This is a genomic window from Mesorhizobium sp. CA6, from assembly GCF_020165035.1.
Taxonomy (GTDB): Bacteria; Pseudomonadota; Alphaproteobacteria; order Rhizobiales; family Rhizobiaceae; genus Mesorhizobium.
Map to the genome: position 1 here is coordinate 402,821 of NZ_JAIUHI010000002.1, position 26,342 is coordinate 429,162.

General features: G+C 63.6%; 25 protein-coding genes. 8 read left to right on the forward strand and 17 right to left on the reverse strand.

Features of this window, described 5'->3' with window-relative positions:
• Nucleotides 1–113: 113 nt before the first annotated feature.
• From LB526_RS04140 to LB526_RS04155, 4 genes are all read right to left on the reverse strand, one after another.
• On the reverse strand, nt 114–1,085 hold the full coding sequence (locus LB526_RS04140) for an ABC transporter substrate-binding protein (protein WP_095768959.1): 972 nt from the start codon (nt 1,083–1,085) through the stop codon (nt 114–116).
• Nucleotides 1,086–1,124: 39 nt separating this feature from the next.
• Nucleotides 1,125–2,279, reverse strand: a complete 1,155-nt coding sequence (locus tag LB526_RS04145) for an ABC transporter permease (protein ID WP_224544856.1) — start codon at nt 2,277–2,279, stop codon at nt 1,125–1,127.
• Nucleotides 2,276–3,154 carry an ABC transporter permease gene (locus LB526_RS04150; RefSeq protein ID WP_224544857.1) on the reverse strand — a complete coding sequence of 293 codons (879 nt, stop codon included), beginning with the start codon at nt 3,152–3,154 and terminating at the stop codon, nt 2,276–2,278. Before LB526_RS04150 ends, LB526_RS04145 begins: the two co-directional genes overlap by 4 nt.
• A 463-nt stretch (nt 3,155–3,617) precedes the next feature.
• A complete protein-coding gene (locus LB526_RS04155) occupies nt 3,618–4,409 on the reverse strand; it encodes an ABC transporter ATP-binding protein (RefSeq protein WP_095768956.1) in 792 nt (263 codons plus the stop codon).
• A 119-nt stretch (nt 4,410–4,528) separates the two neighbouring features.
• Here LB526_RS04155 and LB526_RS04160 point away from each other — a divergent pair, with 119 nt between their 5' ends.
• Nucleotides 4,529–4,933 (forward strand): cupin domain-containing protein, encoded by a 405-nt coding sequence (locus tag LB526_RS04160; RefSeq protein WP_140839621.1) that lies wholly within the window; start codon nt 4,529–4,531, stop codon nt 4,931–4,933.
• 17 nt (nt 4,934–4,950) lie between these two features.
• On the opposite strand, the gene LB526_RS04165 is transcribed toward LB526_RS04160, so the two are convergent.
• The 3 genes from LB526_RS04165 to LB526_RS04175 form a co-directional block, all read right to left on the reverse strand.
• Nucleotides 4,951–5,325: a hypothetical protein gene (locus LB526_RS04165; RefSeq protein ID WP_224544859.1), complete on the reverse strand. Its 375-nt coding sequence runs from the start codon at nt 5,323–5,325 to the stop codon at nt 4,951–4,953.
• Between the two features lie 2 nt (nt 5,326–5,327).
• Nucleotides 5,328–6,779: a dihydropyrimidinase gene (hydA, locus tag LB526_RS04170; RefSeq protein ID WP_140839617.1), complete on the reverse strand. Its 1,452-nt coding sequence runs from the start codon at nt 6,777–6,779 to the stop codon at nt 5,328–5,330.
• A 64-nt stretch (nt 6,780–6,843) separates the two neighbouring features.
• Nucleotides 6,844–8,094 (reverse strand): Zn-dependent hydrolase, encoded by a 1,251-nt coding sequence (locus LB526_RS04175; RefSeq protein ID WP_224544860.1) that lies wholly within the window; start codon nt 8,092–8,094, stop codon nt 6,844–6,846.
• 121 nt (nt 8,095–8,215) lie between these two features.
• Here LB526_RS04175 and LB526_RS04180 point away from each other — a divergent pair, with 121 nt between their 5' ends.
• Nucleotides 8,216–8,854: a TetR/AcrR family transcriptional regulator gene (locus tag LB526_RS04180; RefSeq protein ID WP_095768951.1), complete on the forward strand. Its 639-nt coding sequence runs from the start codon at nt 8,216–8,218 to the stop codon at nt 8,852–8,854.
• Nucleotides 8,855–8,944: 90 nt separating this feature from the next.
• Here the strand turns inward: LB526_RS04180 and LB526_RS04185 are convergent, their stop codons facing one another.
• On the reverse strand, nt 8,945–10,273 hold the full coding sequence (locus tag LB526_RS04185) for an aspartate aminotransferase family protein (protein ID WP_224626309.1): 1,329 nt from the start codon (nt 10,271–10,273) through the stop codon (nt 8,945–8,947).
• A gap of 239 nt (nt 10,274–10,512) precedes the next feature.
• On the opposite strand from LB526_RS04185, the gene LB526_RS04190 reads away from it, so the two are divergent.
• Nucleotides 10,513–11,142 (forward strand): TetR family transcriptional regulator C-terminal domain-containing protein, encoded by a 630-nt coding sequence (locus tag LB526_RS04190; RefSeq protein ID WP_224626311.1) that lies wholly within the window; start codon nt 10,513–10,515, stop codon nt 11,140–11,142.
• Nucleotides 11,143–11,451: 309 nt separating this feature from the next.
• Here the strand turns inward: LB526_RS04190 and LB526_RS04195 are convergent, their stop codons facing one another.
• On the reverse strand, nt 11,452–12,324 hold the full coding sequence (locus tag LB526_RS04195; RefSeq protein ID WP_224626314.1) for a helix-turn-helix transcriptional regulator: 873 nt from the start codon (nt 12,322–12,324) through the stop codon (nt 11,452–11,454).
• A 103-nt stretch (nt 12,325–12,427) separates the two neighbouring features.
• Between LB526_RS04195 and LB526_RS04200 the strand changes: the two genes are divergently transcribed.
• Both LB526_RS04200 and LB526_RS04205 read left to right on the forward strand, forming a co-directional pair.
• Nucleotides 12,428–13,273 carry an SDR family oxidoreductase gene (locus LB526_RS04200; protein ID WP_224626317.1) on the forward strand — a complete coding sequence of 282 codons (846 nt, stop codon included), beginning with the start codon at nt 12,428–12,430 and terminating at the stop codon, nt 13,271–13,273.
• Nucleotides 13,270–13,992, forward strand: a complete 723-nt coding sequence (locus tag LB526_RS04205) for an SDR family oxidoreductase (protein ID WP_224544865.1) — start codon at nt 13,270–13,272, stop codon at nt 13,990–13,992. Before LB526_RS04200 ends, LB526_RS04205 begins: the two co-directional genes overlap by 4 nt.
• A gap of 41 nt (nt 13,993–14,033) precedes the next feature.
• Here the strand turns inward: LB526_RS04205 and LB526_RS04210 are convergent, their stop codons facing one another.
• From LB526_RS04210 to LB526_RS04230, 5 genes are all read right to left on the reverse strand, one after another.
• A complete protein-coding gene (locus tag LB526_RS04210; RefSeq protein WP_224544866.1) occupies nt 14,034–14,492 on the reverse strand; it encodes a carboxymuconolactone decarboxylase family protein in 459 nt (152 codons plus the stop codon).
• A gap of 37 nt (nt 14,493–14,529) precedes the next feature.
• Entirely contained in the window at nt 14,530–15,048 is a 519-nt protein-coding gene (locus tag LB526_RS04215; RefSeq protein ID WP_224626320.1) for an RrF2 family transcriptional regulator, read from the reverse strand.
• A 342-nt stretch (nt 15,049–15,390) separates the two neighbouring features.
• Nucleotides 15,391–16,704 carry an NAD-dependent dihydropyrimidine dehydrogenase subunit PreA gene (gene preA, locus LB526_RS04220; protein WP_224626322.1) on the reverse strand — a complete coding sequence of 438 codons (1,314 nt, stop codon included), beginning with the start codon at nt 16,702–16,704 and terminating at the stop codon, nt 15,391–15,393.
• Nucleotides 16,705–16,706: 2 nt separating this feature from the next.
• Nucleotides 16,707–18,071 carry an NAD(P)-dependent oxidoreductase gene (locus tag LB526_RS04225; protein WP_224626325.1) on the reverse strand — a complete coding sequence of 455 codons (1,365 nt, stop codon included), beginning with the start codon at nt 18,069–18,071 and terminating at the stop codon, nt 16,707–16,709.
• A 114-nt stretch (nt 18,072–18,185) separates the two neighbouring features.
• Complete coding sequence (locus LB526_RS04230; RefSeq protein ID WP_224626327.1) at nt 18,186–18,920, reverse strand: gamma-glutamylcyclotransferase; 735 nt, start codon at nt 18,918–18,920, stop codon at nt 18,186–18,188.
• 424 nt (nt 18,921–19,344) lie between these two features.
• Between LB526_RS04230 and LB526_RS04235 the strand changes: the two genes are divergently transcribed.
• The gene (locus LB526_RS04235) at nt 19,345–20,121 is read left to right on the forward strand and encodes a VOC family protein (RefSeq protein ID WP_224626329.1); all 777 of its coding nucleotides are present in this window, start codon (nt 19,345–19,347) and stop codon (nt 20,119–20,121) included.
• A 28-nt stretch (nt 20,122–20,149) separates the two neighbouring features.
• On the opposite strand, the gene LB526_RS04240 is transcribed toward LB526_RS04235, so the two are convergent.
• A complete protein-coding gene (locus LB526_RS04240) occupies nt 20,150–20,638 on the reverse strand; it encodes a hypothetical protein (protein ID WP_224626331.1) in 489 nt (162 codons plus the stop codon).
• 196 nt (nt 20,639–20,834) lie between these two features.
• Between LB526_RS04240 and LB526_RS04245 the strand changes: the two genes are divergently transcribed.
• Nucleotides 20,835–21,227, forward strand: a complete 393-nt coding sequence (locus tag LB526_RS04245; protein WP_224600748.1) for a DoxX family protein — start codon at nt 20,835–20,837, stop codon at nt 21,225–21,227.
• A 186-nt stretch (nt 21,228–21,413) separates the two neighbouring features.
• Here LB526_RS04245 and LB526_RS04250 read toward each other — a convergent pair whose 3' ends face one another.
• Both LB526_RS04250 and LB526_RS04255 read right to left on the reverse strand, forming a co-directional pair.
• A complete protein-coding gene (locus LB526_RS04250) occupies nt 21,414–23,840 on the reverse strand; it encodes an FAD-dependent oxidoreductase (RefSeq protein ID WP_224626332.1) in 2,427 nt (808 codons plus the stop codon).
• 64 nt (nt 23,841–23,904) lie between these two features.
• Nucleotides 23,905–25,443: a trimethylamine methyltransferase family protein gene (locus LB526_RS04255; protein WP_224626334.1), complete on the reverse strand. Its 1,539-nt coding sequence runs from the start codon at nt 25,441–25,443 to the stop codon at nt 23,905–23,907.
• 210 nt (nt 25,444–25,653) lie between these two features.
• Here LB526_RS04255 and LB526_RS04260 point away from each other — a divergent pair, with 210 nt between their 5' ends.
• Nucleotides 25,654–26,244 (forward strand): hypothetical protein, encoded by a 591-nt coding sequence (locus tag LB526_RS04260; RefSeq protein ID WP_224626335.1) that lies wholly within the window; start codon nt 25,654–25,656, stop codon nt 26,242–26,244.
• The last annotated feature ends 98 nt before the right edge of the window (nt 26,245–26,342 follow it).

A 26,342-nucleotide genomic window follows, 5' to 3' on the forward strand; every position in this document is an offset into this window, starting at 1 on the left:
AATCAACGGCTGAGCGGCCCGATGTATCCCGGCACACACAGTTATTTTACCTCAGGGCCACGAAAAAAGGGGCGGTCGCCCGCCCCTTTCCAACTTCCGCGCCAGAGCGGACCTTACTTGATCGCCTTGTCGGTGATCGCGGTCGTGTAGGCGCCGCTCGCCTCCTTGCTGATGATCTTCTGGTCCAGCAGCGCCTTGGCGGTGCGCTCGTAAGCGGCCGGGATCAGCTTGCCGTCGGCATTGTCGACCAGCTTGGCCACTTCCTTCATCATGAACTTCTGGTGGTTCTCATCCTGGCCGCCGGCGTCCACGACGATCTCGGCCGCCTCGTCGGTGTTCTCCGTGGCGTATTTCCAGCCCTTCATCGAGGCGCGCACGAAGCGCACCATCTTGTCCTCGAAGGCCGGATCCTTGAGCTTGTCCTCGAGCGTGTAGAGCCCGTCCTCCAGAAGGTCGTTGCCCATGGCGGAGTAGTTGAACACGACCAGGTCTTCCGGCTTGTAGCCCGCGTCCAGCACCTGGCCGTATTCATTATAGGTCATCACCGAGATGCAGTCGGCCTGCTTCTGGATCAGCGGCTGCACGTCAAAACTCTGCTTGAGCACGGTCACGCCGTCCGGGCCGCCATCGGTCTTGAGGCCGATCTTGTTCATCCAGGCGTAGAACGGATATTCGTTGCCGAAGAACCAGACGCCGAGCGTGTGGCCCTTGAAGTCGGCTTCCGTCTTGATCGGGCCGTTCTTGGGGCAGACCAGCTCCATGCCGGCCTTCTTGAACGGCTGGGCGATGTTGACGAGCATCACGCCTTTGTCGCGGGCCGCGAGCGCGCCGCCCATCCAGTCGACGATGACGTCGGCGCCGCCGCCGGCGATCACCTGCTCGGGCGCAATGTCCGGGCCGCCCGGCTTGATGTCGACGTCGAGGCCTTCGGCGTCATAGAAGCCCTTGGCCTTGGCGACATAATAGCCGGCGAACTGGGCCTGCGTGACCCATTTCAGTTGCAGTGTCACCTTGTCGGCGGCCATCGCCTGGAAGGCGGCCAGCGACATGGCGCCGGCCAGAGCAGAAATCAGCAGTCTTTTCATCTTATTACCCTCTGAAGTTAGCACCCAAACCCACCGCCCCTATCCACCTCGGACAGAGGGATGCCAAAACGTGACGGCTCTCTCGACGAGAGCGACCACGCCATAAAAGACCGAACCCGCCAGTGCTGCAACTGCGATTTCGGCCCACACCATGTCGATGTTCATCCGCCCGACTTCCGTCGAGATGCGAAATCCCATGCCGACCACCGGCGTTCCGAAGAACTCGGCGACGATGGCGCCGATCAGGGCCAGCGTCGAGTTGATCTTCAGCGCGTTGAAGATGAACGGCATGGCCGCCGGCAGCCTGAGCTTGAGCAAGGTCGGCCAATAGCCCGATGCATAAGTGCGCATCAGGTCGCGCTCCATATGCCCGGACGCGGCAAGGCCCGCCACCGTATTCACCAGCATCGGGAAGAAAGTCATGATGATGACGACCGCGGCCTTGGACGGCCAATCGAAGCCAAACCACATGACCATGATCGGCGCCACGCCGATGATCGGCAGCGCCGAAACCATATTGCCGATCGGCAGCAGGCCGCGCCGCAGGAACGGCACACGGTCGGCGAGGATAGCGACGGTGAAGCCGGCGAGATTGCCGACGACATAGCCGATGAGCACCGCCTTGAAGATCGTCTGCCGCACGTCCGATCCCAGGATCGGCAGTGAGTTGGCAATACGCGCGCCGATGGCGCTCGGCGGCGGCAAAAGAATGAAGGGGATGCCGGCGCCGCGCGTCACCGCCTCCCAGATGATCAGGATCCAGGCGCCGAAGATCGCCGGGATGATCAGGCGCAGCGCGTTCCTTGCGACGCTCCCGCTCGGACGCAACCAGGCGAGCAAGGCAACGCAGCGCCAGGCAAGCAGCCAGGCAGCGGCAAGCAGCAGGAAATAGGGCGCCAGCGCCGTGCCCTCGAAACCGGCTATGCCTTTGACCAAGAGCCAGGCTGCGGCATGGGCGCCGACGAAGAGCACGATGGCCTCAACGACCGGCGTCAGCCTTAAGGTCGAGACCAGCGCCGCAATGAGCAGCAGCCCGATGATCAGCCCCTTGGCGCCCATATAGGGATAGGCCAGCGTTGCGGCCGGCTCCGCCAGCGCGGCTGCCTCCGGCTTCGTCATTGCGCCAAGCGCAACAGCGATGAGACAAAGCAGGATTGCCAGCACCGATTGCCATGATGGCTTCAGCCAATTCATGCCGGCCTCCCGCCCATGGCGCGGTCGACCAGGCGTCCGGCGATGCCCACGACCATCACCAGCAGCGCCGCGACGACGGACCCCGCGACCAGCGCCGACCAGATATCAATGGTCTGGCTGTAATAGGCGCCCGCAAGCAGCTTCGCGCCGATGCCGGCGACCGCACCCGTCGGCAATTCGCCGACGATGGCGCCGACCAGGCTCGCCGCCACCGCCACCTTCATCGAGGTGAACAGGAACGGCACCGAAGCCGGCACCCTGAGCTTCCAGAAGGTCTGCGAGGCGCTGGCATTATACGTATGCATCAGGTCGAGATGCATGATCTCGGGTGAGCGCAGGCCCTTCACCATGCCGACGGCGACCGGAAAGAACGACAGATAGGTCGAGATCAGCGCCTTGGGGATCAGGCCGGTGATGCCGATCGCGGCCAGCACCACGATGATCATCGGCGCCACCGCCAGGATCGGAATGGTCTGCGAAGCAATGATCCACGGCATCAGGCTGCGGTCGAGCGTCGCCACATGCACGATGCCCACCGCAATCAGGATGCCGAGAGCGGTGCCGAAAGCAAAGCCGAGCAGCGTCGACGACAGCGTCACCCAGGCGTTGTAGACCAGGCTGCGGTTCGAGGTGACGGACCGCAGGAAGGTGTTTTGGAAGAAATTCACCGCCACCTGATGCGGCGCCGGTAGCGTCGGCTTCGGCTGCGACAGCGTCTTGCCGATGAACTCGACGATACCCGGCGTCTCATTGGCACGGCGGTCGAGATCGCGCTGGAACGGCGCGTTGAGGATGACGGCGAAGACATACCAGAGCACCACCACGCCGGCGAGGATGCTGGTGACGGGGACGATCTTGGAGCGGAAGGAGTCCATCTAGCGCCGCCCTTCTCCTCTCCCCCACGGGGAGAGGGTGGCCGGAGCAAAGCGAAGGCCGGGCACGTTCGACTGGAGTGCTGCGGCGCTGGTATTTTTCGTCATCCTAGGGCGGAGCAAGGAGCGAAGCGACGCGGCGCAGACCCTAGGATCCATTCCGTTACTTCTGAGCTCCGCAACGTTCCAGAATACAGTTCCCTGCGCCGCGCTCTGCTCGTCGGGTATTCTGAGCCGCTTACGCCCTTCGACCAGGGTCACGGAATGGATCCTAGGGTCTGCGCTCCGGTTCGCGTCGCTACGCCCTAGGATGACGAAATCGCGATGGCCGGCTTCCTTAACACGCGGGGTGGCGCGCCTGCTCCGCCCTAGGATGACGAAGGCGCGAGTGGCCGGCCCCTCACCCGGCCGCTGCGCCGCCACCCTCTCCCCGGAGGGGAGAGGAGAGAGCTCATCCTCCCGCCCCTCAATCATCATAGCTGTGCCCTGCCCTCAAGCCATCCCGCACCCGCGCGGCGATCGCCAGGAATTCAGGCGTCTCGCGGATGTCGAGCGGCCGCTCTCTCGGCAGCGTCGATTCGATGATGTCGGTGACGCGGCCGGGCCGCGGCGACATCACGACAATGCGCGTCGACAGATAGACCGCCTCGGGTATCGAATGGGTGACGAAGCAGATCGTCTTGTTGGTCCGCGCCCAGAGATCGAGGAGCTGCTCGTTCAGATGGTCGCGCACGATCTCGTCAAGCGCGCCGAACGGCTCGTCCATCAAGAGCAGATCCGCATCGAAGGCGAGAGCGCGCGCGATCGAGGCGCGCTGCTGCATGCCGCCGGAAAGCTGCCAGGGGTATTTCTTCTCGAAGCCGGAAAGGTTGACCAACTCCATCGTGCGCTTGATGCGCTCGGCCTGCTCGACCTGGCTGAGGCCGATGATCTCCAACGGCAGCGCCACGTTGCGCTCGATCGTGCGCCACGGGAACAAGGCCGCCGCCTGGAAGACATAGCCATAGGCGCGTTTCTCGCGCGCCTGCTCCGGCGTCATGCCGTTGACGGAGATCGCCCCGGCGGTCGCCTTCTCGAGATCGGCGATGACGCGCAGCAAGGTGGTCTTGCCGCAGCCGGACGGGCCGATGAAAGAGACGAATTCGCCCTTGCCGATGGTCAGATCGACATTGGACAGCGCCTGCACCGGACCGTCATTGGTCTGGAAGGTGAGGCCGAGCTTGCTTGCCGAGACGACGGCTGGCGGCTGTTCGGTCATTGGCTGCAGCCTGCCTTTCGCAGCCGCTGCCGCACCGTCCGCAATCCGGTTGATTTTATGATAGCGTTGCTTTCCACTCGTCCTGTCCCACCCGATCGACGCCGCCCGGAGCCTTGCTGATGTCGCCTAAACCCACCTGTCGTCTCGTTCGCCCCGAAAGCACCTATCAGGGCAAGCAGGGGCTGAGCTATTTCGCCGGCATCGCCGCCGAAACCGTCGGCTCCTCCGGCATCTGCATGCATCTTCTCACCATGCCGCCCGGCGCGCGCGCCAAGGCGCATATGCATGAAAGCCACGAGACGGCGATCTACGTGCTCTCCGGCGAAGTCCACACCTGGTACGGCGACCGGCTCGAGCACCACACCGTCGTCAAGGCCGGCGACCTCTTCTACATTCCGGCGGGCGTGCCGCATCTGCCCGCCAATCTGAGCGGGGCGCCCTCCTCCGCGGTCATCGCCCGCACCGATCCCAATGAACAGGAAAGCGTCGTGCTGCTGCCGGAGCTGGATGGCCTCGTCGCTTGACCCTGACGGGATGACCGTCATTTGCATCGCGCGACTTCGCCCATCACATTGCCGCCTTCGTCAGCCACGACCAGCTTCTTCGCATTCTTCGCGCTGCGCTTGATGGTGAACCTGGTCGGCTGTCCCTCTTCGCCTTCAGCCTCGCATTTTGCCGTCACCACCAGCGATCCATCGGCCTGCGCTTGGCGGTCGCTGAAGGTGCAGGCGCTGGCCGCCGTGATCAGTTCCTTGTCGGTCAAAAGCAGCATCTTGTCGGCAGCGACCTGCTGGCCGTTCCGGTTGATGCAGCCATATTTGTCGCCATAGGGCTTGCTGAGGTCGATGCCGGCGGCAAGAGCCTGGCCGTCGGCAAGTATCACGGCCGCCGTGATCGCAAGATGAAGAGCCCGCATGGTCAGACCCCGGTGGCCGGAATGCCGGTTCGCTCGACCTTGCGCGGCGCGGAAATCTCCTTCCAGGTCGACAGCGCCCGGTTGACCGCGGCGTTCGGCTCGCGGGCGACGAACTCGCCATGGCCGGTCTTGGCCTTCACCTCCGCTTCCTCGATCGACAGCTCGCCGCGCGAGAAGACGAAGCGCGGCAGACCGGTCACCTCGACGCCTTCGAAGACGTTGTAGTCGATCACCGACTGCTGGTTCTTGGCCGAGATCGTCTTCTTGCGCTTCGGATCCCACACGACGATGTCGGCGTCGGCGCCTTCGACGATCGCGCCCTTCTTCGGATACATGTTGAGGATCTTGGCGATGTTGGTCGAGGTCACCGCGACGAACTCGTTCATCGTCAACCGCCCGGTGTTGACGCCTCTCGTCCATAGAACCGGCAAGCGGTCCTCGAGCCCGCCGGTGCCGTTCGGGATCTTGGTGAAGTCGCCGATGCCGTTGCGCTTTTGGCTGGTGGTGAAAGAGCAGTGATCGGTCGCCACGACCTGCAGCGAGCCGGCCTGCAAGCCGGCCCACAGCGAATCCTGGTGCCACTTGCTGCGGAAAGGCGGGCTCATCACCCGGCGCGCCGCATGGTCCCAGTCCTTGTTGAAATACTCGGTCTCGTCGAGCGTCAGATGCTGGATCAATGGCTCGCCGAACACCCGCATGCCCTTCTGCCGGGCGCGGCGGATCGCCTCGTGGCTCTGCTCGCAGGAGACATGCACGACATAGAGCGGCACGCCCGCCATGTCGGCGATCATGATGGCGCGGTTTGTCGCCTCGCCCTCCACTTCCGGCGGCCGCGAATAGGCATGTCCCTCCGGACCATTGTTGCCGGCGGCCAAAAGCTTCTGCGAGAGCGCTGCGACCACGTCACCATTCTCGGCATGGACCAGCGGCAGCGCGCCGAGATCGGCGCAACGCTGGAACGACGAGTACATCTCGTCGTCGTCGACCATCAGCGCGCCCTTATAGGCCATGAAATGCTTGAACGAGGTGATGCCCCGGTCGACGACTTGAGCCATCTCGTCGAACACCTGCTTGCCCCACCAGGTGATCGCCATGTGAAAGGAATAGTCGCAGGAGGCTTTCGAGGTCTTGTTGTCCCACATCTGCAGGGCTTCCAGCAGCGACTGCTGCGGCGCCGGTAGGCAGAAATCGACCACCATGGTCGTGCCGCCGGAGAGCGCCGCGCGCGTGCCGGATTCGAAATCGTCGGCCGAATAAGTGCCCATGAAGGGCATTTCGAGATGGGTGTGCGGATCGATGCCGCCCGGCATGACATAGCACCCCGTGGCGTCGAACTCATGGTCGCCGTGCAGGTTGGAGCCGATGGCGACGATCTTGCCATGCTGCATCAGCACGTCGGCCTTCCAGGTACGGTCGGCGGTAACGATGGTGCCGTTCCGGATGACTTTGGTCATATCTGTTCCCCTGTTCTTTCGCGCTTCTTTGCGAGCGGCGTTGCGAGGTGACTGGTCTAGGCGATCATTCAACGATTCCAGCTGTCTCGACCACCGCATGGAACAGCACATCGGCGCCCGCCGCCGCCCATTCCTTGGAGATCTCCTCGGCCTCGTTGTGGCTGAGGCCGCCGACGCAGGGGCACATGACCATGGTCGCCGGTGCCACCTTGGCCGCCCAGCAGGCGTCGTGGCCGGCGCCGGAGATGATATTCATATGGCTGTAACCGAGCTTTTCGGCCGCTGTGCGCACGCGGCCGACCAGCGTCGGATCGAAGGTCACCGGGTCGAAATGGCCGACCGCCTCGACCGAGCATTTCACGCCAAGCGCCTCGCAGATCTTCGGCGCTTCCTTTTCGATGCGGGCGCGCATGCCGTCGAGCTTGGCCTGGTCCGGCGAGCGGATGTCGACGGTGAAGACCACCGTGCCTGGCAGGACGTTCCGGGAATTGGGCGAGAACTTCACTTGGCCCACCCCGCCGACGGCGCCGGGCTGGTTCTCCATGGCGACCGTCTGCACCATCTCCAGGATGCGCGCCATGGCAAGGCCTGCATTGACGCGCATGTTCATCGGCGTCGAGCCGGTATGCGCTTCCCTGCCGGTCAGCGTGAACTCCAGCCACCACAGGCCCTGGCAGTGGGTCACCACGCCGATTTGCTTGTTCTCGGCTTCGAGGATCGGGCCCTGCTCGATATGGTATTCGAAATAGGCGTGCATCTTGCGCGCGCCGACCGTCTCGTCGCCCACCCAGCCGATCCGCTTCAGCTCGTCGCCGAAGGTCAGGCCGTCGAGATCCTTGCGGGCATAGGCATATTCCTGGGTGTGCACGCCGGCGAACACGCCCGAGGCGAGCATCGCCGGCGCGAAACGAGCGCCCTCCTCGTTCGTCCAGTTGGTGACGACGATCGGATGTCTGGTCTTGATGCCGAGATCGTTGAGCGAGCGCACCACCTCCAGGCCGGAAAGTACGCCGAGCACGCCGTCATATTTGCCGCCGGTCGGCTGGGTGTCGAGATGGGAGCCGACATAGACCGGCAGCGCGTCCGGATCGGTGCCGGCCCGCGTCATGAACATGGTGCCCATCTGATCCACGCCCATGGTGAGCCCGGCCTCATCGCACCAGGACTTGAACAGCTCGCGGCCTTGCTTGTCGGAATCGGTCAGTGTCTGACGATTGTTGCCGCCGGCAATGCCGGGGCCGATCTTCGCCATCTCCATGATGGAATCCCACAAGCGGTCTGAATTCACTCGCAGATTTTCACCAGGTGCGGCCATTTGCGGTTCCCATTTTCACCAGGGGTCTTGTCGCCCCTTGAGTGGTTTGCATCCTGACCGTATGGTCAGCTTTCAGACTACACAAGCTGACCAAGCGGTCAACGAGAATCTTGGGGGAGACATGAGCGAATCCACCCGTCCCATGCGGCGACAGGACATAAGGCGGGAGAATGAAAAAGCAATTCTGCTCGCCGCCGAAAAGGTGTTTGCGGAAGCCGGGTTCGGCGGCGCCACGATGCAGCTGATCGCCGATCTGGCGGGACTGCCAAAGGCAAATCTCCACTACTATTTCGCCACCAAGGAAGAGCTCTACCGGTCCGTCGTCCAGAACATTTTCGAGATCTGGCTGCAGGCGGCCAATTGCTTCGACGCGGCGCGCGGCCCGGTAGACGGCATCAGCGCCTACATCGACGCCAAGATGGAAATATCGCGTCGCCACCCGGACGGCTCGAAGGTCTGGGCCTCGGAAGTCATGCACGGCGCGCCCGTGCTTCAGGACTATATGGAATCGACGCTGCGCGAATGGACCGACGGTCGCGTCGAGATCATCAGGCGCTGGATCGAGGAGGGCAAGATGGACCCGGTCGACCCGCGTCATCTGCTTTACATGCTCTGGGCCACGACCCAGCATTACGCCGATTTCGGCCACCAGATCGAGACGCTGAACGGCGGCAAGTCGCTCTCCGACCGGCAATGGCGGGAAGCCAAGGAAAACATCAAACGGGTGATCCTGACCGGCATTGGCGCGCAGCCGGCCTGAATCGCACCGAAGGTCGGCGCTGCGGCGTCGACCTCAGCCGGCGGCTTCGCGGACACCCTCCCTCCACGGCAGAGTGTCCGCTCCGGCTTGTCAGTCGATCGACCTCAGCACCTCACGCACATGGTCGATGAGTTCGTTGATCTGGCCCTTGGTGATGATCAGCGGCGGCGACAGCGCGATGATGTCGCCGGTGGTGCGGATCAGCGCGCCGCGTTCGAACGCCTTGACGAAGGCCGAGAAGGCCCGCTTGGTCGGGCTGCCGGCGATCGGCGCCAGCTCGATCGCGCCGATCAGGCCGATGTTGCGGATGTCGATGACATGCGGCTCGCCCTTGAGCGAATGTAGCGCGTCCTCCCAGTAAGGCGCCAGTTCCTCGCCGCGGGTCAGCAGGCCCTCTTCCTTGTAGGTGTCCAGCGTGCCGAGCGCCGCGGCGCAGGCGATCGGGTTGCCCGAATAGGTGTAGCCGTGGAAGAACTCGATCAGGTGCTCCGGGCCGGTCATGAAGGCGTCGTGGATCTCCTTCTTGACGAACACCGCGCCCATCGGGATAACGCCGTTGGAGACGCCCTTGGCGGTGGTCATGATGTCCGGCGTGACCCCGAAATAGTCCGCCGCGAACGGCGCGCCGAGGCGGCCGAAGCCGGTGATCACTTCATCGAAAATCAACAATATGCCGTGCTTCGTGCAGATTTCCCGAAGTTTCTGCAGATAGCCCTTCGGCGGCAGGATGACGCCGGTGGAGCCGGCGACCGGCTCGACGATGACGGCCGCGATGGTCGAAGCGTCATGCAGCGCGATGAGCCGCTCGAGATCGTTCGCGAGCTCCGCGCCATGTTCCGGAACGCCCTTCGAGAAGGCGTTCTTCTCCGGCAGATGCGTGTGCGGCAGGTGGTCGACGCCGCCGAGCAGCGTGCCGAACATCTTGCGGTTGGAGACGATGCCGCCGACCGAGATGCCGCCGAAATTGACGCCGTGATAGCCGCGCTCGCGGCCGATCAGGCGGGTGCGCGAGCCCTCGCCGCGAACGCGGTGATAGGCGATCGCCATCTTCAGCGCGGTGTCCACCGATTCCGATCCGGAATTGGTGAAGAAGACATGGTCCATGCCCTTGGGCGCGATATCGACCAGACGGTTCGCCAGCTCGAAGACAATGGGATGGCCCATCTGGAAAGCCGGCGCGTAGTCGAGCTCGGCAGCCTGGTTCTGGATGGCCTCGGTGATCTTCGGCCGGCAGTGGCCGGCGTTCACGCACCATAGGCCCGCGGTACCGTCGAGCACCTTGCGGCCGTCACTGGTGGTGTAGTGCATGTCCTTGGCGGACACGAACATGCGCGGCGCCTGCTTGAACTGGCGGTTTGCCGTGAACGGCATCCAGAATGCGCTGAGATCGTTCGGCGTGACTTTCAGCCGGTTGGACATGACCAGGACTTCCCCTTGTAAGCGTGTTTCGGTGCGGCCAACGCTTGGTCTTTGCTGCGTTTTCGTGCTACGCAAATTTTTGACCGGTTGGACAAACGTTAGCACCGCCTGTCGGCGGTCAGGGGATTACTAGCGGAAATGCGGCATAAAAAGCGCGCTCCACAGCCCAAGGAAAAACTGGTCCAGACAATTGGTCCAGAGAGCCGGCGCGAAGACGGTCGGCCAGGATGACGGCGGCGATGGAAGGCTCCGCTCCCCGCCGCACCCGCATCCAGCAGGAAAAGCGCGAGCTGATCCTGGAAGCCGCGCTCGAAGTCTTCTCCGCCAACGGGTTTCGCGGCTCGACAATCGACCAGATCGCCGAAGCCGCCGGCATGTCGAAGCCCAACCTTCTCTATTACTTCCGCCGCAAGGAAGACATTCACGAGACGTTGATGCAGCGCCTGCTCGACACCTGGCTGGCGCCGCTGCGCGAGCTGGACGACATCGGCGATCCGCTGACGGAGCTCAGAAGCTATATCCGCAGGAAGCTGGAGATGGCGCGCGATTTTCCGCGCGAAAGCCGGCTGTTCGCCAACGAGATCCTGCAGGGCGCGCCGCGCATCAAGCCGATGCTGGAGGGCGAGCTGAAGACGCTGGTCGACGAGAAGGCCTCCGTCATCAAGGGCTGGATGCGCGCCGGCAAGATCGCCCGCACCGATCCCTGGCACCTGATCTTCTCGATCTGGGCGACGACGCAGCACTATGCCGATTTCGACGTTCAGGTCCGCGCCGTGCTCGGCGCCGACCGCGGCGGCGACGGCCGCTTCGAGGACGCAGCGCGGTTTCTGGAGCAGCTGTTCCTGGATGGGCTGAAGCCGAAGGGCTAGCGTCGACAAAATGGCTTAGCAGGTGGACCCGTATGTGGGGCCAACTTGTCCGCCGTGTTGTTTTTGCTGACCTTGGAGATTGGCCGCGGCGCCCATCACTTCGTCATCCACGGGCCGAGCAAGGAGCGAAGCGACGCAGCGCAGACCCGAGGATCCATTCCGTGACCTCGAAGCGACGCGACAATCCAGAATTCTGCACCGCTGGCACACACGGCAAAGGTAACGGAATGGATCCTCGGGTCTCCGCGTCCGCTTCGCTCCCGCTCCGCCCGTGGATGACGAAGTTGAGGGGCCTGCGACCTACTAACCTCACGCGCTACGACGCTCGGATGGCAGGTCGTCAAGCAGCTTCTTGAGCTTCACCACCGAGTTCTGCTCCGCCAGCGGCGTGTAGACGATCAGCCGCATGTCCGAGCCGTCGTCGATCGACAGGCTCATATGCTCGAACGTCATCGCGCCGGCGATCGGATGCCGCAGATGCTTCAGGCCGGAGAGCCGATGCACCACATCGCGCTGCGGCCACCATTCGCGGAACTCGGGGCTTGAGCGCATCATCAACTCGATCAGCCGCTCGAAATCCGGATCGCCGGTGTATTTCGCGCTTTCGGCGCGGAAAGCGGCAAGGGTCGCGCGCGCCAGCTGCTCCCAATCCACCAGCAGGTGCCGCCGGCGCGGATCGGTGAACACGCCGTGGATGATGTTGCGGGCGTCGCCCTCCAGCAGGCCGTAATCGCCGAAAATCGCGACGGCCGCATCGTTCCATGCCAGCACGTCCCAGCGCGGGCCGACGACATAGGCGGGCTGCAGGACCAAGCTCTGCAGCATGTGCAGCAGCGGCCCCTCGACCTTGCCCTGCACGATGCGGCGCCGCTCCGGCTGCTGGCGGCCGGCGAGCGTGAACAGATGCCGCTGCTCGGCGGCGTCGAGCCGCAGCGCCTGGCAGAGAGCCGACAGCACCTCGACCGAAGGCCGCACGTCCCTGCCCTGCTCCAGCCAGGTGTACCAGGTCGTGCCGACGCCGGCGATCATCGCCACTTCCTCACGCCGCAGGCCCGGCGTGCGCCGCCGCGCGCCGCAGGCGATGCCGGCGGTATCAGGCGAAAGCCGCTCGCGACGGGAACGCAGGAAGGCGCCGAGTTCGCGCCGACGATGATCTTCGGGAGAATGGGCGATGGCATCCATGCGCCTATTATAGCAGTACCGATACCAGGATAAAGTTTGAACTGTTTGCGTCCCGCGCGATGTCCCATCTTTCCATTCAGAGCAGCGCAAGGAGGCTCCGGACATGGAACTCAGGAACAAGACAATTCTCGTCACCGGCTCGACCGATGGCGTCGGCCGCGTGGTCGCCGAGCGGCTCGGCGCCGGCGGCTCCCACGTGCTGGTGCATGGCCGCGACGAAAGCCGCGGCAAGGCGACTGTGGCCGCCATAGAGGCAAAAGGTGGCAAGGCGGAATTCCTCGCCGCCGACCTCGCTTCGCTTGCCGAAGTGCGCCGCCTCGCCGAAGCGGTGCGCGCCAGGACCGATCGGCTCGACGTCCTGATCAACAATGCCGGCGTCGGCACCGGCGGCCAGGCCGCCAGCCGGCAGGTCAGCGCCGACGGCTACGAGTTGCGCTTCGCCGTCAACTATCTCGCCGGCTTCCTGCTGACGTCGGAGCTCTTGCCTTTGCTCAAAGCAAGCGCGCCGGCGCGCATCGTCAATGTCGCCTCGGCCGGCCAGCAGGCGATCGACTTCGACGACGTGATGCTGACGCATAGCTATAGCGGCGTGCGCGCATACTGCCAGAGCAAGCTGGCGCAGATCCTGTTCACCGTCGATCTGGCGGAGCAGCTCGACGGCACCGGCATCACGGTCAATGCTTTGCACCCGGCAAGCTACATGGACACAACGATGGTGCGGCAGGCCGGGGTCACGCCATGGAGCTCGGTCGAGACCGGCGCCGACGCCATTCTCAACCTGGCAACATCGCCGGCGCTCGAAGGCCGCAGCGGCCTCTATTTCGACGGCCAGCGCGAATCGCGCGCCGACCCGCAGGCCTATGACGAGAAAGCCCGCCGCCGGTTGCGCGCGCTTAGCCTCGAGCTGATCGGACAATCTTCCGCAACATCCAGGGAAAAGCATTCATGAGCGAGACCACCGAACACTGCGTCATCGTCGGCGGCTCATCCGGCATCGGCCTCGCCACGGCCAAACGGCTGGTCGGCCCCGGCATGAAAGTGACCATCACCGGCCGCAACGAGGAGAAACTCAAAGGCGCATGGAAGACGCTTGGCGGCACCGTCGGCAAGGCAGCGTTCGACGCCACCAAGCCGGACGAGGTCCGGAATTTCTTCGAGCGTCTCGGGCCGTTCGATCACCTTGTTCTCGCCGCCAGCGGCGGCAAGGGACTGGGACCGTTCGCGACGCTCGACCTCGCCGACATCGGCAGCGGCGTCGATGAAAAGATCCGGCCGCAACTCTCCTGCCTGCAGGCGGCCCTGCCGACCTTGAATAAAGCTGGATCGGTGACTTTCATCTCGGCCGTGTCGGCGCAGATCGCCGCGCCCGGCGTCGCCGGCATCGGCGCCATCAACGGCATGCTTTTGACCGTCGCGCCGATCCTGGCCGTCGAGCTGAAGCCTTTGCGTGTCAACGTCGTGGCGCCCGGCGTCATCGAAACGCCCTGGTGGGATTTTTTGCCGAATGACCAGCGGCAGGCAGTGTTTGCCGAATATGCCGGCAAGACGCCGGTCGGCCGTATCGGTCGCGCCGAGGACGTCGCCGAAGCGATCGCCTTCCTGGTTTCGAACAGCTTCATGACCGGCCAGGTGCTGACCTGCGACGGAGGCCTGCGCTTTGCTGCGTGAACAGGCGCGCGGATCTCTTATCCGCGCGCCAAGCCGTTCGATCAGGCAGCCTTGGCGGCTGGCATCGGATGGATGGCGTGGAAGGGAATGCACAGCCGGTTCCAGGTATTGATCATGCCGAGCGCGACCGAGAGCTTGACCAGTTCCTCTTCCGAGAAATGCTCGAGCGTGCGGGCGTAGAGCTCGTCCGATACGCCATTGTTCGCGATCAGCGTCACGGCTTCGGTCCAGGCAAGGGCGGCGCGCTCGCGCTCGGAAAACAGCGGCGATTCCTTCCAGGCCGCGACGAGATAGAGCCGCGTTTCGGTCTCGCCGTCGCGCCTCGCCTCACGGCTGTGCATTTCGACGCAATATGAGCAGCCATTGATCTGGGAGGCCCTGAGCTTGATCAGGTGCAGCAGGCTCACTTCCAACCCGCATTCGTCGACGGCCTTGTTGAGCGCCGACACCGCCTTCATGATTTCCGGCGCCTTGGCAAAGAACTGCAGTCTCTGTTTCATCGTCTTTTCCTTCCGGGTTTTTGGTGGGGTCAGAGGTTCAAATCTGCTTCGGTGAAGCGGATTTCTGGCGCCGCTGGTGACGCTCGACGAAGGCGCAACTCGCGGCATAGGATCGCGGATCGCCTTCGGCCGCGTAGTCCGCCACGATGTCGGACAGCTTCACTTCGGCGAGTGCCGCCCGATAAGCGCGCTCGGCCTTGAGCATCGCGGCATTGATGCCGCAAGGCTTCACATAGGCCGAGGCGTCGATCTTGACCGGGCCGCGCTGGCGGATCTCGCCGCAACGGAAGGCGGGCTCCCTGCCCTCCACTGCAAGCACAATGTCGAGCAGCGTGATGCGCTCGGCCGCCCGCGCCAGCCTGTAGCCGCCCGCCGGTCCCGGCACCGATTCCATGATGCGCGCCGCCGTGAGCTGATTGAGATGTTTCAGGAGATAGCTCGGCGACAGACCAAATTGCTCAGCCAGCGCCGCGCCCGGCATGGTGCTGTTGCCATCGACGCTGGCCAGCGTCGCCGCGCAATGGATTGCCGCCTCAACGCCATCGCCGAGCTTCATCGTGCCGATCTCCTAATCATGGATATCTTTTATCATGGATAATTTTTATCTGCAATAGAAAAATGAAGGTTGCCCGCCGATTCGCAATGACAGAGTGAGGGAGAATTGGCGCTTCGCGGGACTTGGGTTCCTCGCACCCCGCAAAGCGGGGGAGAGGTGGCCCGGCGAAGCCGGGATGGAGAGGGGGACGCCTTGTGAAGCCAATACCGGTCAGGGACTAGGCGCAAGAAAGATAAAAGACAATCACGGGCCTCAGCGGTGTGCAACCGCCGCGAAAGCCCCTCTCCGTCCCGGCTTCGCCGGGCCACCTCTCCCCACTTCGTGGGGCGCGGAACCCAAGCTTTATTCCGCGGCCACCTTGGCCATCGGATTGTTGGGGTGCGTCGTCCAGTTGGCGTAGACCGGCGACACCGGCAAGCCGGTGCGCTGGTCCAGCACGCCGGCGGCCAGCGGCTGCATGGTGATGCAGCCCTCCACCGGACAGACATTGACGCAGAGATTGCAGCCGACGCATTCGGCTTCGATCACCTCGAAATGCCTGACACCGTCGACCATGCTGGTGATCGCCTGATGCGAGGTGTCCTCGCAGGCGATGTGGCAGCGGCCGCATTTGATGCAGGCATCCTGGTCGATATGCGCCTTGGCGACATAGTTGAGGTTGAGATACTGCCAGTCGGTGACATTGGGCGTGGCACGGCCAATGATGTCGGAGAGCGAGGCGTGACCCTTCTCGTCCATCCAGTTCTCCAGCCCTGCGATCATCTCCTGCACGATCTTGAAACCATAGGTCATCGCCGCCGTGCAGACCTGCACGTTGCCGGCGCCGAGCGCCATGAATTCGGCGGCGTCGCGCCAGGTGGTGATGCCGCCGATGCCTGAGATCGGCAGGCCATGCGTTTCCGGATCGCGCGCGATCTCGGCCACCATGTTCATGGCGATCGGCTTCACCGCCGGGCCGCAATAGCCGCCATGCGAGCCCTTGCCGTCGATGGTCGGCTGCGGCGCGAAATTGTCGAGATCGACGCCGGTGATCGAGTTGATGGTGTTGATCAGCGACACAGCATCGGTGCCGCCGGCATGTGCGGCCCGCGCCGGCTTGCGGATGTCGGTGATGTTGGGCGTCAGCTTGGTGATGACCGGCATGCGCGTGTACTGTTTGCACCAGCGCACGACCATCTCGATATATTCCGGCACCTGGCCGACCGCCGAGCCCATGCCGCGCTCGCTCATGCCGTGCGGGCAGCCGAAATTGAGCTCGATTCCGTCGGCGCCGGTCTCCTCGACCAGCGGCAGGATCGCCTTCCAACTCTCCTCCACGCACGGCACCATGATCGAGGCGATCAGCGCTCGGTCCGGCCAGTTCATCTTCACCTGCTTCATCTCGCGCAGATTGGTCTGCAGGTCGCGGTCGGTGATCAGTTCGATATTGTTGAGGCCAAGCAGGCGGCGGTCGGCGCCCCAGATAGCACCGTAGCGCGGGCCGTTGACGTTGACGACCGGCGGGCCCTCCTCGCCCAGCGTCTTCCATACCACGCCGCCCCAGCCGGCCTTGAAGGCGCGCTCGACATTGTAGGCCTTATCAGTCGGCGGCGCCGAGGCCAGCCAGAACGGGTTGGGCGATTTGATGCCGACGAAATTGTTGCGGATGTCTGCCATGCTCATGCCCTCCCGTTAGAGGTCAGTGCCCGGTGGATGCTCTCGGCCGCGTCGCGCCCTTGCGCCACCGCCGAGACAGTCAAATCGTCGCCGCCGAAGATGCAGTCGCCGCCGGCCCAGACCTTGGCCAGCGAGGTGCGGCCTTCGGCATCGACCTTGATGCGGCCGCCTTCGAGCTCGATCTGTTCCGCGCTGCCGTTGAGATGCGCCGGCACGAAGCTCTGGCCGATCGCCTTGAACACCTGGTCGGCATTGAGCCGCAGCGTCTCGCCGGTGCCGACAAGCTTGTCGCCGCTCATGGCGGTGTATTCGAGCTCGATGGCCGACACCTTGCCGTTCTCGGCAATGACGCGCTTCGGCTGCAGCCAGTGGCGGATGGTGACGCCATTGGCGGCGGCCAGATCCTGCTCGAACTCCGAAGCATTCATGTGCTCCTGGCCGCGCCGGTAGCAGATCGTCACCTCTTCCGCGCCGAGCAGCTTCGACTGCACCGCGGCGTCGATCGCCGTCATGCCGCCGCCGATGACGACGACGCGCCGGCCGACCGGCAGGCTGGAAAGATCGCTCGCCTGGCGCAGTTCGGAGATGAATTCCACCGCGTTGGCGACGCCGTCGGCGTCCTCGCCATCGGCGCGCAGCGCGTTGACGCCGCCAAGCCCCATGCCGAGGAAAACCGCATCATAGTTGCGGATCAGGTCGGCAAGCTGGAAGTCGCGGCCGAGCGCCTTGCCGTTCTGGATGTCGATGCCGCCGATCGCGGTGATATAGTCCACTTCCGCCTGGGCGAAATCGTCGACGCTCTTATAGGCGGCGATGCCGTATTCGTTGAGCCCGCCGGCCTTCGGCCGCGCCTCGAGGATGGTTACGTCATGGCCGTGGCGGGCAAGCCGATGCGCCGCCGCCAGCCCCGCCGGGCCGGCGCCGACCACGGCGATGCTCTTCCCGGTCGGTTCGGCGCGCTTGTAGAACTGCTTGTTCTCGCTCATGGCGACGTCGGTGGCATAGCGCTGCAGCCGGCCGATCTGCACCGGCTTGCCTTCGGCCACCTCGCGCACGCAGGCCTCTTCGCACAGCGTCTCGGTCGGGCAGACGCGGGCGCACATGCCGCCGAGAATATTCTGGTCGAAGATCGTCTTGGCCGAACCCAGCGGATTGCCCGTCGCGATCTGCCGAATGAATAGCGGGATGTCGATCGACGTAGGGCACGCGTTCATGCACGGCGCGTCGTAGCAGAAGTAGCAGCGATCGGACTCGACCAGCGCCTCGTGATGATCGAGCGGCGGATGTAGGTCGGAAAAATTGTCGGCATATTGCTCGGAAGACAGCCGGCCGCCGGCAATGCCTTCGATGAAATGACCAGTCGCCATTCCAGTTCCCCTTGTTGTCGTTTTGGGGAAGGCTAGCACGTTTTATTTTTTTATCAATTGGTCAATTTTCGGCCAAGCCACTGTATTGTTTGCGCAAAAACATGATTAATGTAGTCATGTTATAGCCGGCTCGGCAACCTTTGCTGTGTCATGGCTTGTGACGCTGTGGCCATGGATGGACCGGATCTCGTCCGCCACCAGTTCCTGCAGCCGCCACAGATTGCGGTCATGGATGCCAAAGGTCTCGAGGTGGCTGACGGTGTTGTAGAGATATTCGGCGCCGGAGCCGACATGGCCGCAGGCGCGTGCCAGTATCTTCGCCACGCTTTCCAGCGGCTGCCCGAGCGAAGTGCCCTTGCCGGTCACGCCGACCCAGAAGCCGAGCGCCCGCAAAGACCCTTGCGCCGTTCTTACCGGAACCCAGCGGACCGAGCTGACGCTTTCGTGGTCGTCGATTTCACGCCGCAGCAATCGCTCGATCTGGGCTGGTTTCGCGCCCTCCGGCAAACGATAGATGACCCCGTCGCAGCGCCCGCCCCGTTCCAGCGCCATCATCAATCCAGGCTGCTCGCGGCTACCGCGCCAGCGCTTTATGTCGAGGCAGAACGATCGATGCCAGCCATGCGCGGCCGCGCGCCTTTGCTCGACCGATTCGAAGGCCGGCTTCCAGATCAGCGAGCCATAGGCGAACACCCACAGCGGACCGTCGTCGGCTTCGCCGGACAGGCGCATAGCAAGCGTCCGGAAATCATCATCGCTTAGCTGTGTCCAGCTGCCATCGGGACCAGGGTCGACCTCGTCGCGATGGCACAAGGCCACGAGCTCAGGCGTGAGTGACATTCGACGCATGAAGACAGCCCCCTCTTTGAGGCCAGCAAAGTCGAAAAGCGCCGGATACGCAAGATCGTGGGCCTAATGCATGTCACCGAGAAGTGTGCAGCGGTTCTGGGTGACAACGACATGCATCAAGACAAGGACTCAAAGCGCGCCGCCTGAATCCGTTTCAGCGCGACGCGATTTAAGCCGCTTGCCGTCCTCGAATTCTGGCCCAGATGTCGGATTCCTGTCGTCAGGATCGTCCTAGGGTGTGTTGAGATTCAGGTCAGGCCGCGCCGAAACGGGGGGTTTCGAGAACCGGAGCGGAGCGTACTCAAGTACGTGAGCACCGGAAGCGCAGGAAACCGCCGTTTGCAGGCCGGCATCACCTGGACATCAACATACCTTAGGATGGATCGAACAACGATCGCTGCCCGAACCGGTGAGGAGACCGACCATGCCGAAATCCCCGCAACCTTTCTTCTGGTACGAGTTGATGACCACCGACCTCGACGCCGCCGAGGCTTTCTACACCGCCGTTGTCGGCTGGCGGGCCGAGCCCTTCGACAAGGCGCCCGGCATGCCCCGCTACATCGTCGTGAACTCCGCCATGCGCGGCGTCGGCGGGCTTATGACGATGCCGGAAGAGCCCGCCAAGATGGGCATGCCGCCAGCCTGGATGGGCTACATCTACACCAAGGATGTCGACGCCTCGACGCAAGCGCTCAAGGACGCCGGCGGCGCCGTCCACCGCGCACCGGACAACATTCCGGGCGTTGGCCGCTTCGCGGTCGTTGCGGACCCGCAAGGGGCTTCCTTCATGTTCCTGCAGCCTAATCAGGCCGAGCAGCCGCCGGTGCCGGCGACCACGCCCGGCCATGTCGGTTGGCATGAGCTCTACACATCGGACTGGAAAGCCGCCTTCGATTTCTATTCCAGCCAGTTCGGCTGGGAGAGCGCCGGCCAGTTCGACATGGGCGAGATGGGCATCTACCAGACTTTTGGCGCCGGCCCCGAATCCGGCGGCGGCATCATGAACAAGCCGCCGCAGATCCCGGTTCCCGTCTGGCAGTTCTATTTCAACGTCGACGCCATCGACGCCGCCGCCAAGCGCGTCACCGACAATGGCGGCAAAGTCATCATGGGTCCGATGGACGTGCCGAGCGGCCAGTGGATCATCCAGTGCCAGGACCCGCAAGGCGCGCATTTCGCGCTGCTGGCACCGGTTCGGTAATAGCACCACTCGGCGGGCTGGCGCTGGATCATTCCGGCGTCAGCACCGCCAGCTTCAGATCGGCTTTCTTGGCGCCGCTGAGCTGGACGACGGCCGCTCCGCCCTGGAGCTTGAAACGCACGCTTTTACGAATGCCCGGGCAGGCCTTCACGCCGCTGAAAGCCGCCGATTTCACGATCTTGCCATCCTGCACGACATCGATCCAAGCCTCGTCGGACAAGCTGAACTGCAGCTCGCCTTCAGGCGGCACCGTCACATTTGCCGTCGCGCCGAAGGTGCCGGCTTTCGGTGCACGGTCAGGCGGCACTTCAAAGCTGACCGTGTCGACAGCCGCGAGCGAGAAATCCACCGCTTGGCCGACCGTCAAGGTGGCGCCGGACTGGGCGGCGGGCGCGGCCGGAAACAGGGCCTGCTCACGTTCAACCGGCCATTTGAAGGCGTCGCAGCCGGTGTCTGCGGCTGCGGCGAAGCTGGTGCCCGCAAGGATTGCGAATAGGCTGATGACGACTTTTCTCATGGTTAAGGGACCTGCCTGGTTTGATGCGTCACCCTTAGTAATACAACCATAAGGATATGTATGCAACCATAGAGAGAAGAAATATGGGGATTGAAGTCATTTCCACTCACCGATTGTTGATGGCAGGCCATGGGAAGTGAGTGGTCCGTCGCCGGGCGATAACTTAAGGCCCGAGCGGCGTACAATGGAGTTTTAGATGAAGCTTTTCGAAAGCCTTGCCCAGTACCGTCCGCAAGCGTTGGGCGTGTTGCGCATCATGACCGCCTTGCAGTTCATCGAACATGGCTCGCAGAAGCTGTTCAACTTCCCGGCCGCTGCCGAGCCACATGCCCTCACCGGGTTGACGACGGCTGCCGGCATTCTCGAATTCGCCGGCGGCATCCTGCTGGCGCTCGGCCTCTTCACCCGCCCGGTCGCTTTCCTCCTGGCCGGCGAAATGGCGATCGCCTATTTCATGGCGCACATGCCGCGCGACTTCTTCCCCGTCAACAACGGCGGCGACTCGGCGATCTCCTTCTGCTTCATCTTCCTCTATCTGATCTTCGCCGGGGCCGGCGCCTTCGCGCTGGATAACCGCCGCAGCGCCTGAAGCATCGAAGGGTGCGCGCCTGGAGGCTTTTTGTTTTGACGCAATTCCGGATCGGAAACCGCTTCGCAATTTTCCTGGAATTGCTCTAGAGCATGATCCCGAAAAGTGGGAACCGGTTTTCGGAAAAGATCATGCTCCAACAAAGAGTTAGAGCAGGATGACGATTCAACGAAACGTCATCCTGCTCTAGCCGCGCATCCGCTCGAAATTGGCGTCGAACAGCGGCGCCGCCTGGATGCGCGCCGCATGGCGCTTGCCGAGGATCTCGATCTCGAAACCGTCCGGTCTGTCGGCGATCTCCTTGGGCACATAGCCCATAGCGACCGACTTCTTCGAGTGATGCGCATAGCCGCCCGAGGTGACCCAGCCGCGCACAACGCCGTCATGCCAGATCGCCTCGTCGCCGATCACATCGGCATCGGTGGCGTCGACGATGAAGCTGCGCAGCCTGAGCTTGCCGCCGTCTTTGCGCTCGGTAAGTGCTGCTTCCTTGCCGATGAAATCAGCCTCCTTGCCATAGGCGACGAAGCGGTCGAGCCCGGCCTCAAGCGGCCCATAGATCGGCCGGTACTCGCGCGCCCATGAGCCATAGTTCTTCTCGAGTCTCAGCGCATTGAGCGCGCGCGAGCCGAACAGGCCGATGCCTGACGCTTCGCCCGCGGCCAGCAGCGCCTGGTATGCGGCGCGCTGATATTCGGGCGCCACCCAAATCTCGTAGCCGAGATCGCCGGTGTAGCTGACGCGGCCTACCAGGCACGGTGCCATGCCGATATCCACCCGCGCAGCCGCCATGAAAGGGAACGCCGCGTTGGAGACATCGGCACGGGTGACCTTGGCGAGCACTTCCCTGGCCTTCGGCCCGGCGATCGCAAGGCCGGTGAGCTTCTGTCCCAGCGCCTCGATTTGCACCGAGCCGTCCTTCGGCAGATGCGCCTCGAACCAGCGCATGTGGTATTGCTCGGCGATGCCGGAGCCGGCGATGAACCACTCTGCGTCGTCGATATTGGCCAAAGTGAAATCGCCGATCAGTCTGCCGTCGTCCTTCAGCATCGGCGCCAGGGTCATGCGGCCGCGCTTTGGCAGCCTGCAGGCAAGCATGCGGTCGAGCCAGGCGGCCGCGCCCTCGCCCGTCACCTTGTATTTGGCGAAGTTCGAAATCTCCGACAGGCCGACGCCGTTGCGTACCGACGCGACTTCCTTGGCGACATGCTCGAAGTCGGTCGAGCGCCGCCACGAGAACTCGTCCTTGACGCCGTCCGGCGCATACCAGAGCGGCACTTCGAGCCCATAGGACACGCCCCATTGCGCGCCCTTGGCCGACAGCGTGTCATAGACCGGCGTCGTCTTCAGCGGCCGACCGGCCGGCAGTTCCTCATTCGGGAAGCGGATCGAGAAACGGCGCGAATAATTCTCGCGTACCTTGGCGTTGGTGTAGGCCATAGTCGCCCAGTCGCCGTAGCGCGCCACGTCCATCGCCCAGATGTCGGCGCCCGGATCACCCTCGATCATCCAGTTGGAGAGCGCGAGCCCCACGCCGCCGCCCTGGCTGAATCCGGCCATGACGCCGCAGGCGACCCAGAAGCCCGGCAGGCCGCGCACCGGGCCGACCAGCGGATTGCCGTCCGGCGCAAAGGTGAAGGGGCCGTTGATGATCTGCTTGATGCCGGTTTTCTGGAAAGCGGGGAAATGGCGGAAGCCGACTTCGAGCGACGGCGCGATGCGGTCGATGTCCGGCTCCAGGAGTTCATGGCCGAAATTCCAGGGTGTCTGGAACTCGGACCAGACCTTGTTGGCCTTCTCGTAAGTGCCCATCAGCATGCCGCCGCGCTCCTGGCGCAGATAGAGCTCGCCGTCGAAGTCCACGGCATGAATGATCTCGGTGCCGGTCTTCTTGTTCCAATCGGCGACCTCCGGCATGTCCTCGGTGATCAGATACATGTGCTCCATGGCCAGCACCGGCAGCTCGAGCCCGACCATGCGGCCGACCTCGCGCGCCCACAGACCGCCGGCATTGACGACGTGCTCGGCAATGATATCGCCCTTGTTGGTGATGATCCGCCACAGCCCGTCGGGACGGCGCACGATGTCCTCGACCTTGGTGAAGCGCTCGATCTCGGCCCCCAGTTTCCGCGCCGCCTTGGCATAGGCATGCGTCGCGCCGGACGGGTCAAGATGGCCGTCCTCCTTGTTGCGGACGGCGCCGACAAACTGGCTGGGATCGATGAGCGGCATCAGTTCCGCCGCTTCCTTGGCCGATATCACTTCGAGGTCGATGCCGAGATAGCGGCCCTTGGACACCACGCCGCGCAGCCAGTCGAGCCGCGCTTCGGTCGCGGCCAGAAGCACGCCCCCGGTGAGGTGCACGCCGGTGGCCTGCCCCGACAGTTCCTCGATCTCCTTGTAGAGCGAGATCGTGTATTTCTGCAGCTTGGCAACGTTGGGGTCGCCGTTGATGGTGTGCATGCCGCCGGCCGCATGCCAGGTCGAGCCGGACGTCAGCTCGTCGCGCTCCAGAAGCACGACGTCGGTCCAGCCATGGCGGGCAAGATGGAACAGCACCGAGCATCCGACGACACCGCCGCCGATGACCACGACCTTTGCATGCGACTTCATGGACTTTTCTCGTTGGTTCAGTAAGTTGAGAGATTGAAATGAATCAGGATGGGAAGCTGTTCCCTCACGGCTCACCCTGCCCGATCGCTTCCTTGCGGCGCGCCATATAGGCTTCGAGCGCCTCGCGCACCGCGGGATCCATGGCCGGCTGGACATATTCCTCCAGCGCCTTCTTCCACAGCCGCGTCGCGCGCGCCGTCGTGTCGAGCGCACCCGCCTCCTGCCAGGCCTCGTAATTCTGCCAGTTGGAAAGCATCGGCTGGTAGAAGGCGGTGGCGTAGCGCTCCAGCGTGTGCGGTTCGCCGAAGAAATGGCCGCCGGTAGGCACCGCGCCGAGCGCCTCGACCGCAAGCTCCGCCTCGTCGACCACGATCGGCCGCAGGAACTCCATCATGTGCTGGATCATCTCGACATCGATGATGAGCTTTTCGAACGACGCCGTCAGCCCGCCTTCCTGCCACCCGGCGGCGTGGTAGACGAGATTGCCGTGGCCGAGCACCGCGCCCCACAGAGCCATCATCGTCTCGTAGGCGCCCTGCGCATCGGCGGCGTTGGAGGCCGAGCCAGGCGTCGTGCGGTAAGGCAATTTGTAACGCCGCGCCAACTGCCCGGAAGCGATGTTGGCCTTGGCGTTCTCCGGCGTGCCGAAGGCGGGCGCGCCCGACTTCATGTCGACATTGGAGGTGAAGGCGCCATACATCACCGGCGCACCCGGACGCACGAGTTGCGTCAGTACGATGCCGAACAGCGCCTCGGCGTTCTGCTGCGCCAGCGCGCCGGCCAGCGTCACCGGGCTCATCGCCCCCATCAGCGTGAACGGCGTCACCGCCACCGACTGGCCGTATTCGGCCATCGTCATCAGCCCTTCGGCCATCATCTCGTCGAAGCGGCGCGGCGAGTTGACCGAAATGATGGTGGTGACGCCCGGATCCTCTCCCATCTGCTCAAGCGTCAGCCCGCGCGCGATCGCCATCATCTCGATGCCGTCCAGCGCCCTGCCCCGCCCGATCGCCGAGACATGAAAACATTTGTCGGTCAGCGTCAGATTGGCGAAATAGGTATCCATATGCCTGTTGTTCGCCGGCAGCTCGACTGGGGCGCAGACCTGGTTGCCCAGCATGTGGATGCAGTTGAAATGCTGCGCCAGCCGGACGAGGTCCGAGTAGTCGGCAAGGTTGCCGGCGCGGCGGCCGCGTTCCATGTCATGCACATTGGGCGGCCCGGCGACGAGCGTGAAGTTGACGGTGCTGCCGCCAAGATGGATGGCGTGGTCTGGGTTTCGGGGCGTCAGCGTATAGGCCGAGCGCGTCGACTTCAGCGCCTCCTCGACCATGCCGCGATCGATGCGCACATTCATCGAGCCGTGGTCGACCTTGGCGCCGGCGCGCTCGAACAGCGACAGGGCGCGTGCGCTCATCACCTCGATGCCGAAATTCTCCAGTATGTGCATCGATGCCTGGTGGATGGCTTCGATCTGCTCGGCCGACAGCAGCGCCATCGGCGGATAGGGATTCTCCACCCGCCGCGCCGGCAGTTGCGGGATGGCGGCTGGTCCCCGGTTGCTGGTGCGCTCGGCGCCGCGCTTGCGTCTTGGTTCGCTCATGCGCGCATCAGAGCGCCGGCATCGCATGCGAGCTGTCAGGAATTCGCCATTTGCCGGCGTGATTTTAGCCAAGGCGGCATTTTTCAAAATTGAGGAAAAGAATAGCGACACGAGTAGTCGTGATATCGATACTTAGCTTTTCGCGCTTCCCACCCCTCGTTAAGAAAGCGCGCAACACTCCTTTTATGATTTCGGCCTATTCGTCTTCCAATGCGTAGGTCGAGTTTTAGTAAAATTGTCGCTGTCTCCGTGCTGCTGGCGCTTTCGGCCTGCGCGACGGCGCCCAGTCACATCAACAATGTCTGCGCGGTCTTCGACCAGAATGACGGCTGGTTCGACAACTGGCAGTCCGCCGCCGAACGGACCGAGCGGAAATACGGCGTTCCCGTCCCCGTGCTGATGGCGACGGTGCGCAAGGAATCCGGCTTCAAGAGCAATGCCCGCCCGCCGCGCACCAAACTGCTCGGCTTCATCCCGTGGACGCATGTCTCGAGCGCCACCGGCTACTCGCAGGCGCTCGACGGCACATGGTCGCAATATCAAAGCGAGACCGGCAACTGGGCGGCGCGCCGTACGCGCTTTGCCGACGCCATCGATTTCGTCGGCTGGTACCACTCAAAGACGGCCGACACGTTCGGCGTCGCCCGCAACGACACCTACAATCTCTATCTGGCCTATTATCTCGGCTGGACCGCCTATGGCCGCGGCAACCGCGGCGATGGCGGCATTCAAAACTACGCGCGCGCCACCGACCAGATGGCGCGCGATTACGCCGCGCAGATGCGGCAGTGCGGCAACTAGTTCCTCAACACGGTGATTTTGAAAGATTGAAGGCTTGTCGGGCAAGGCTATCAACACAAACGCTGGCGATGAGCTGAAGGCTCCTGAACCTCGTCATT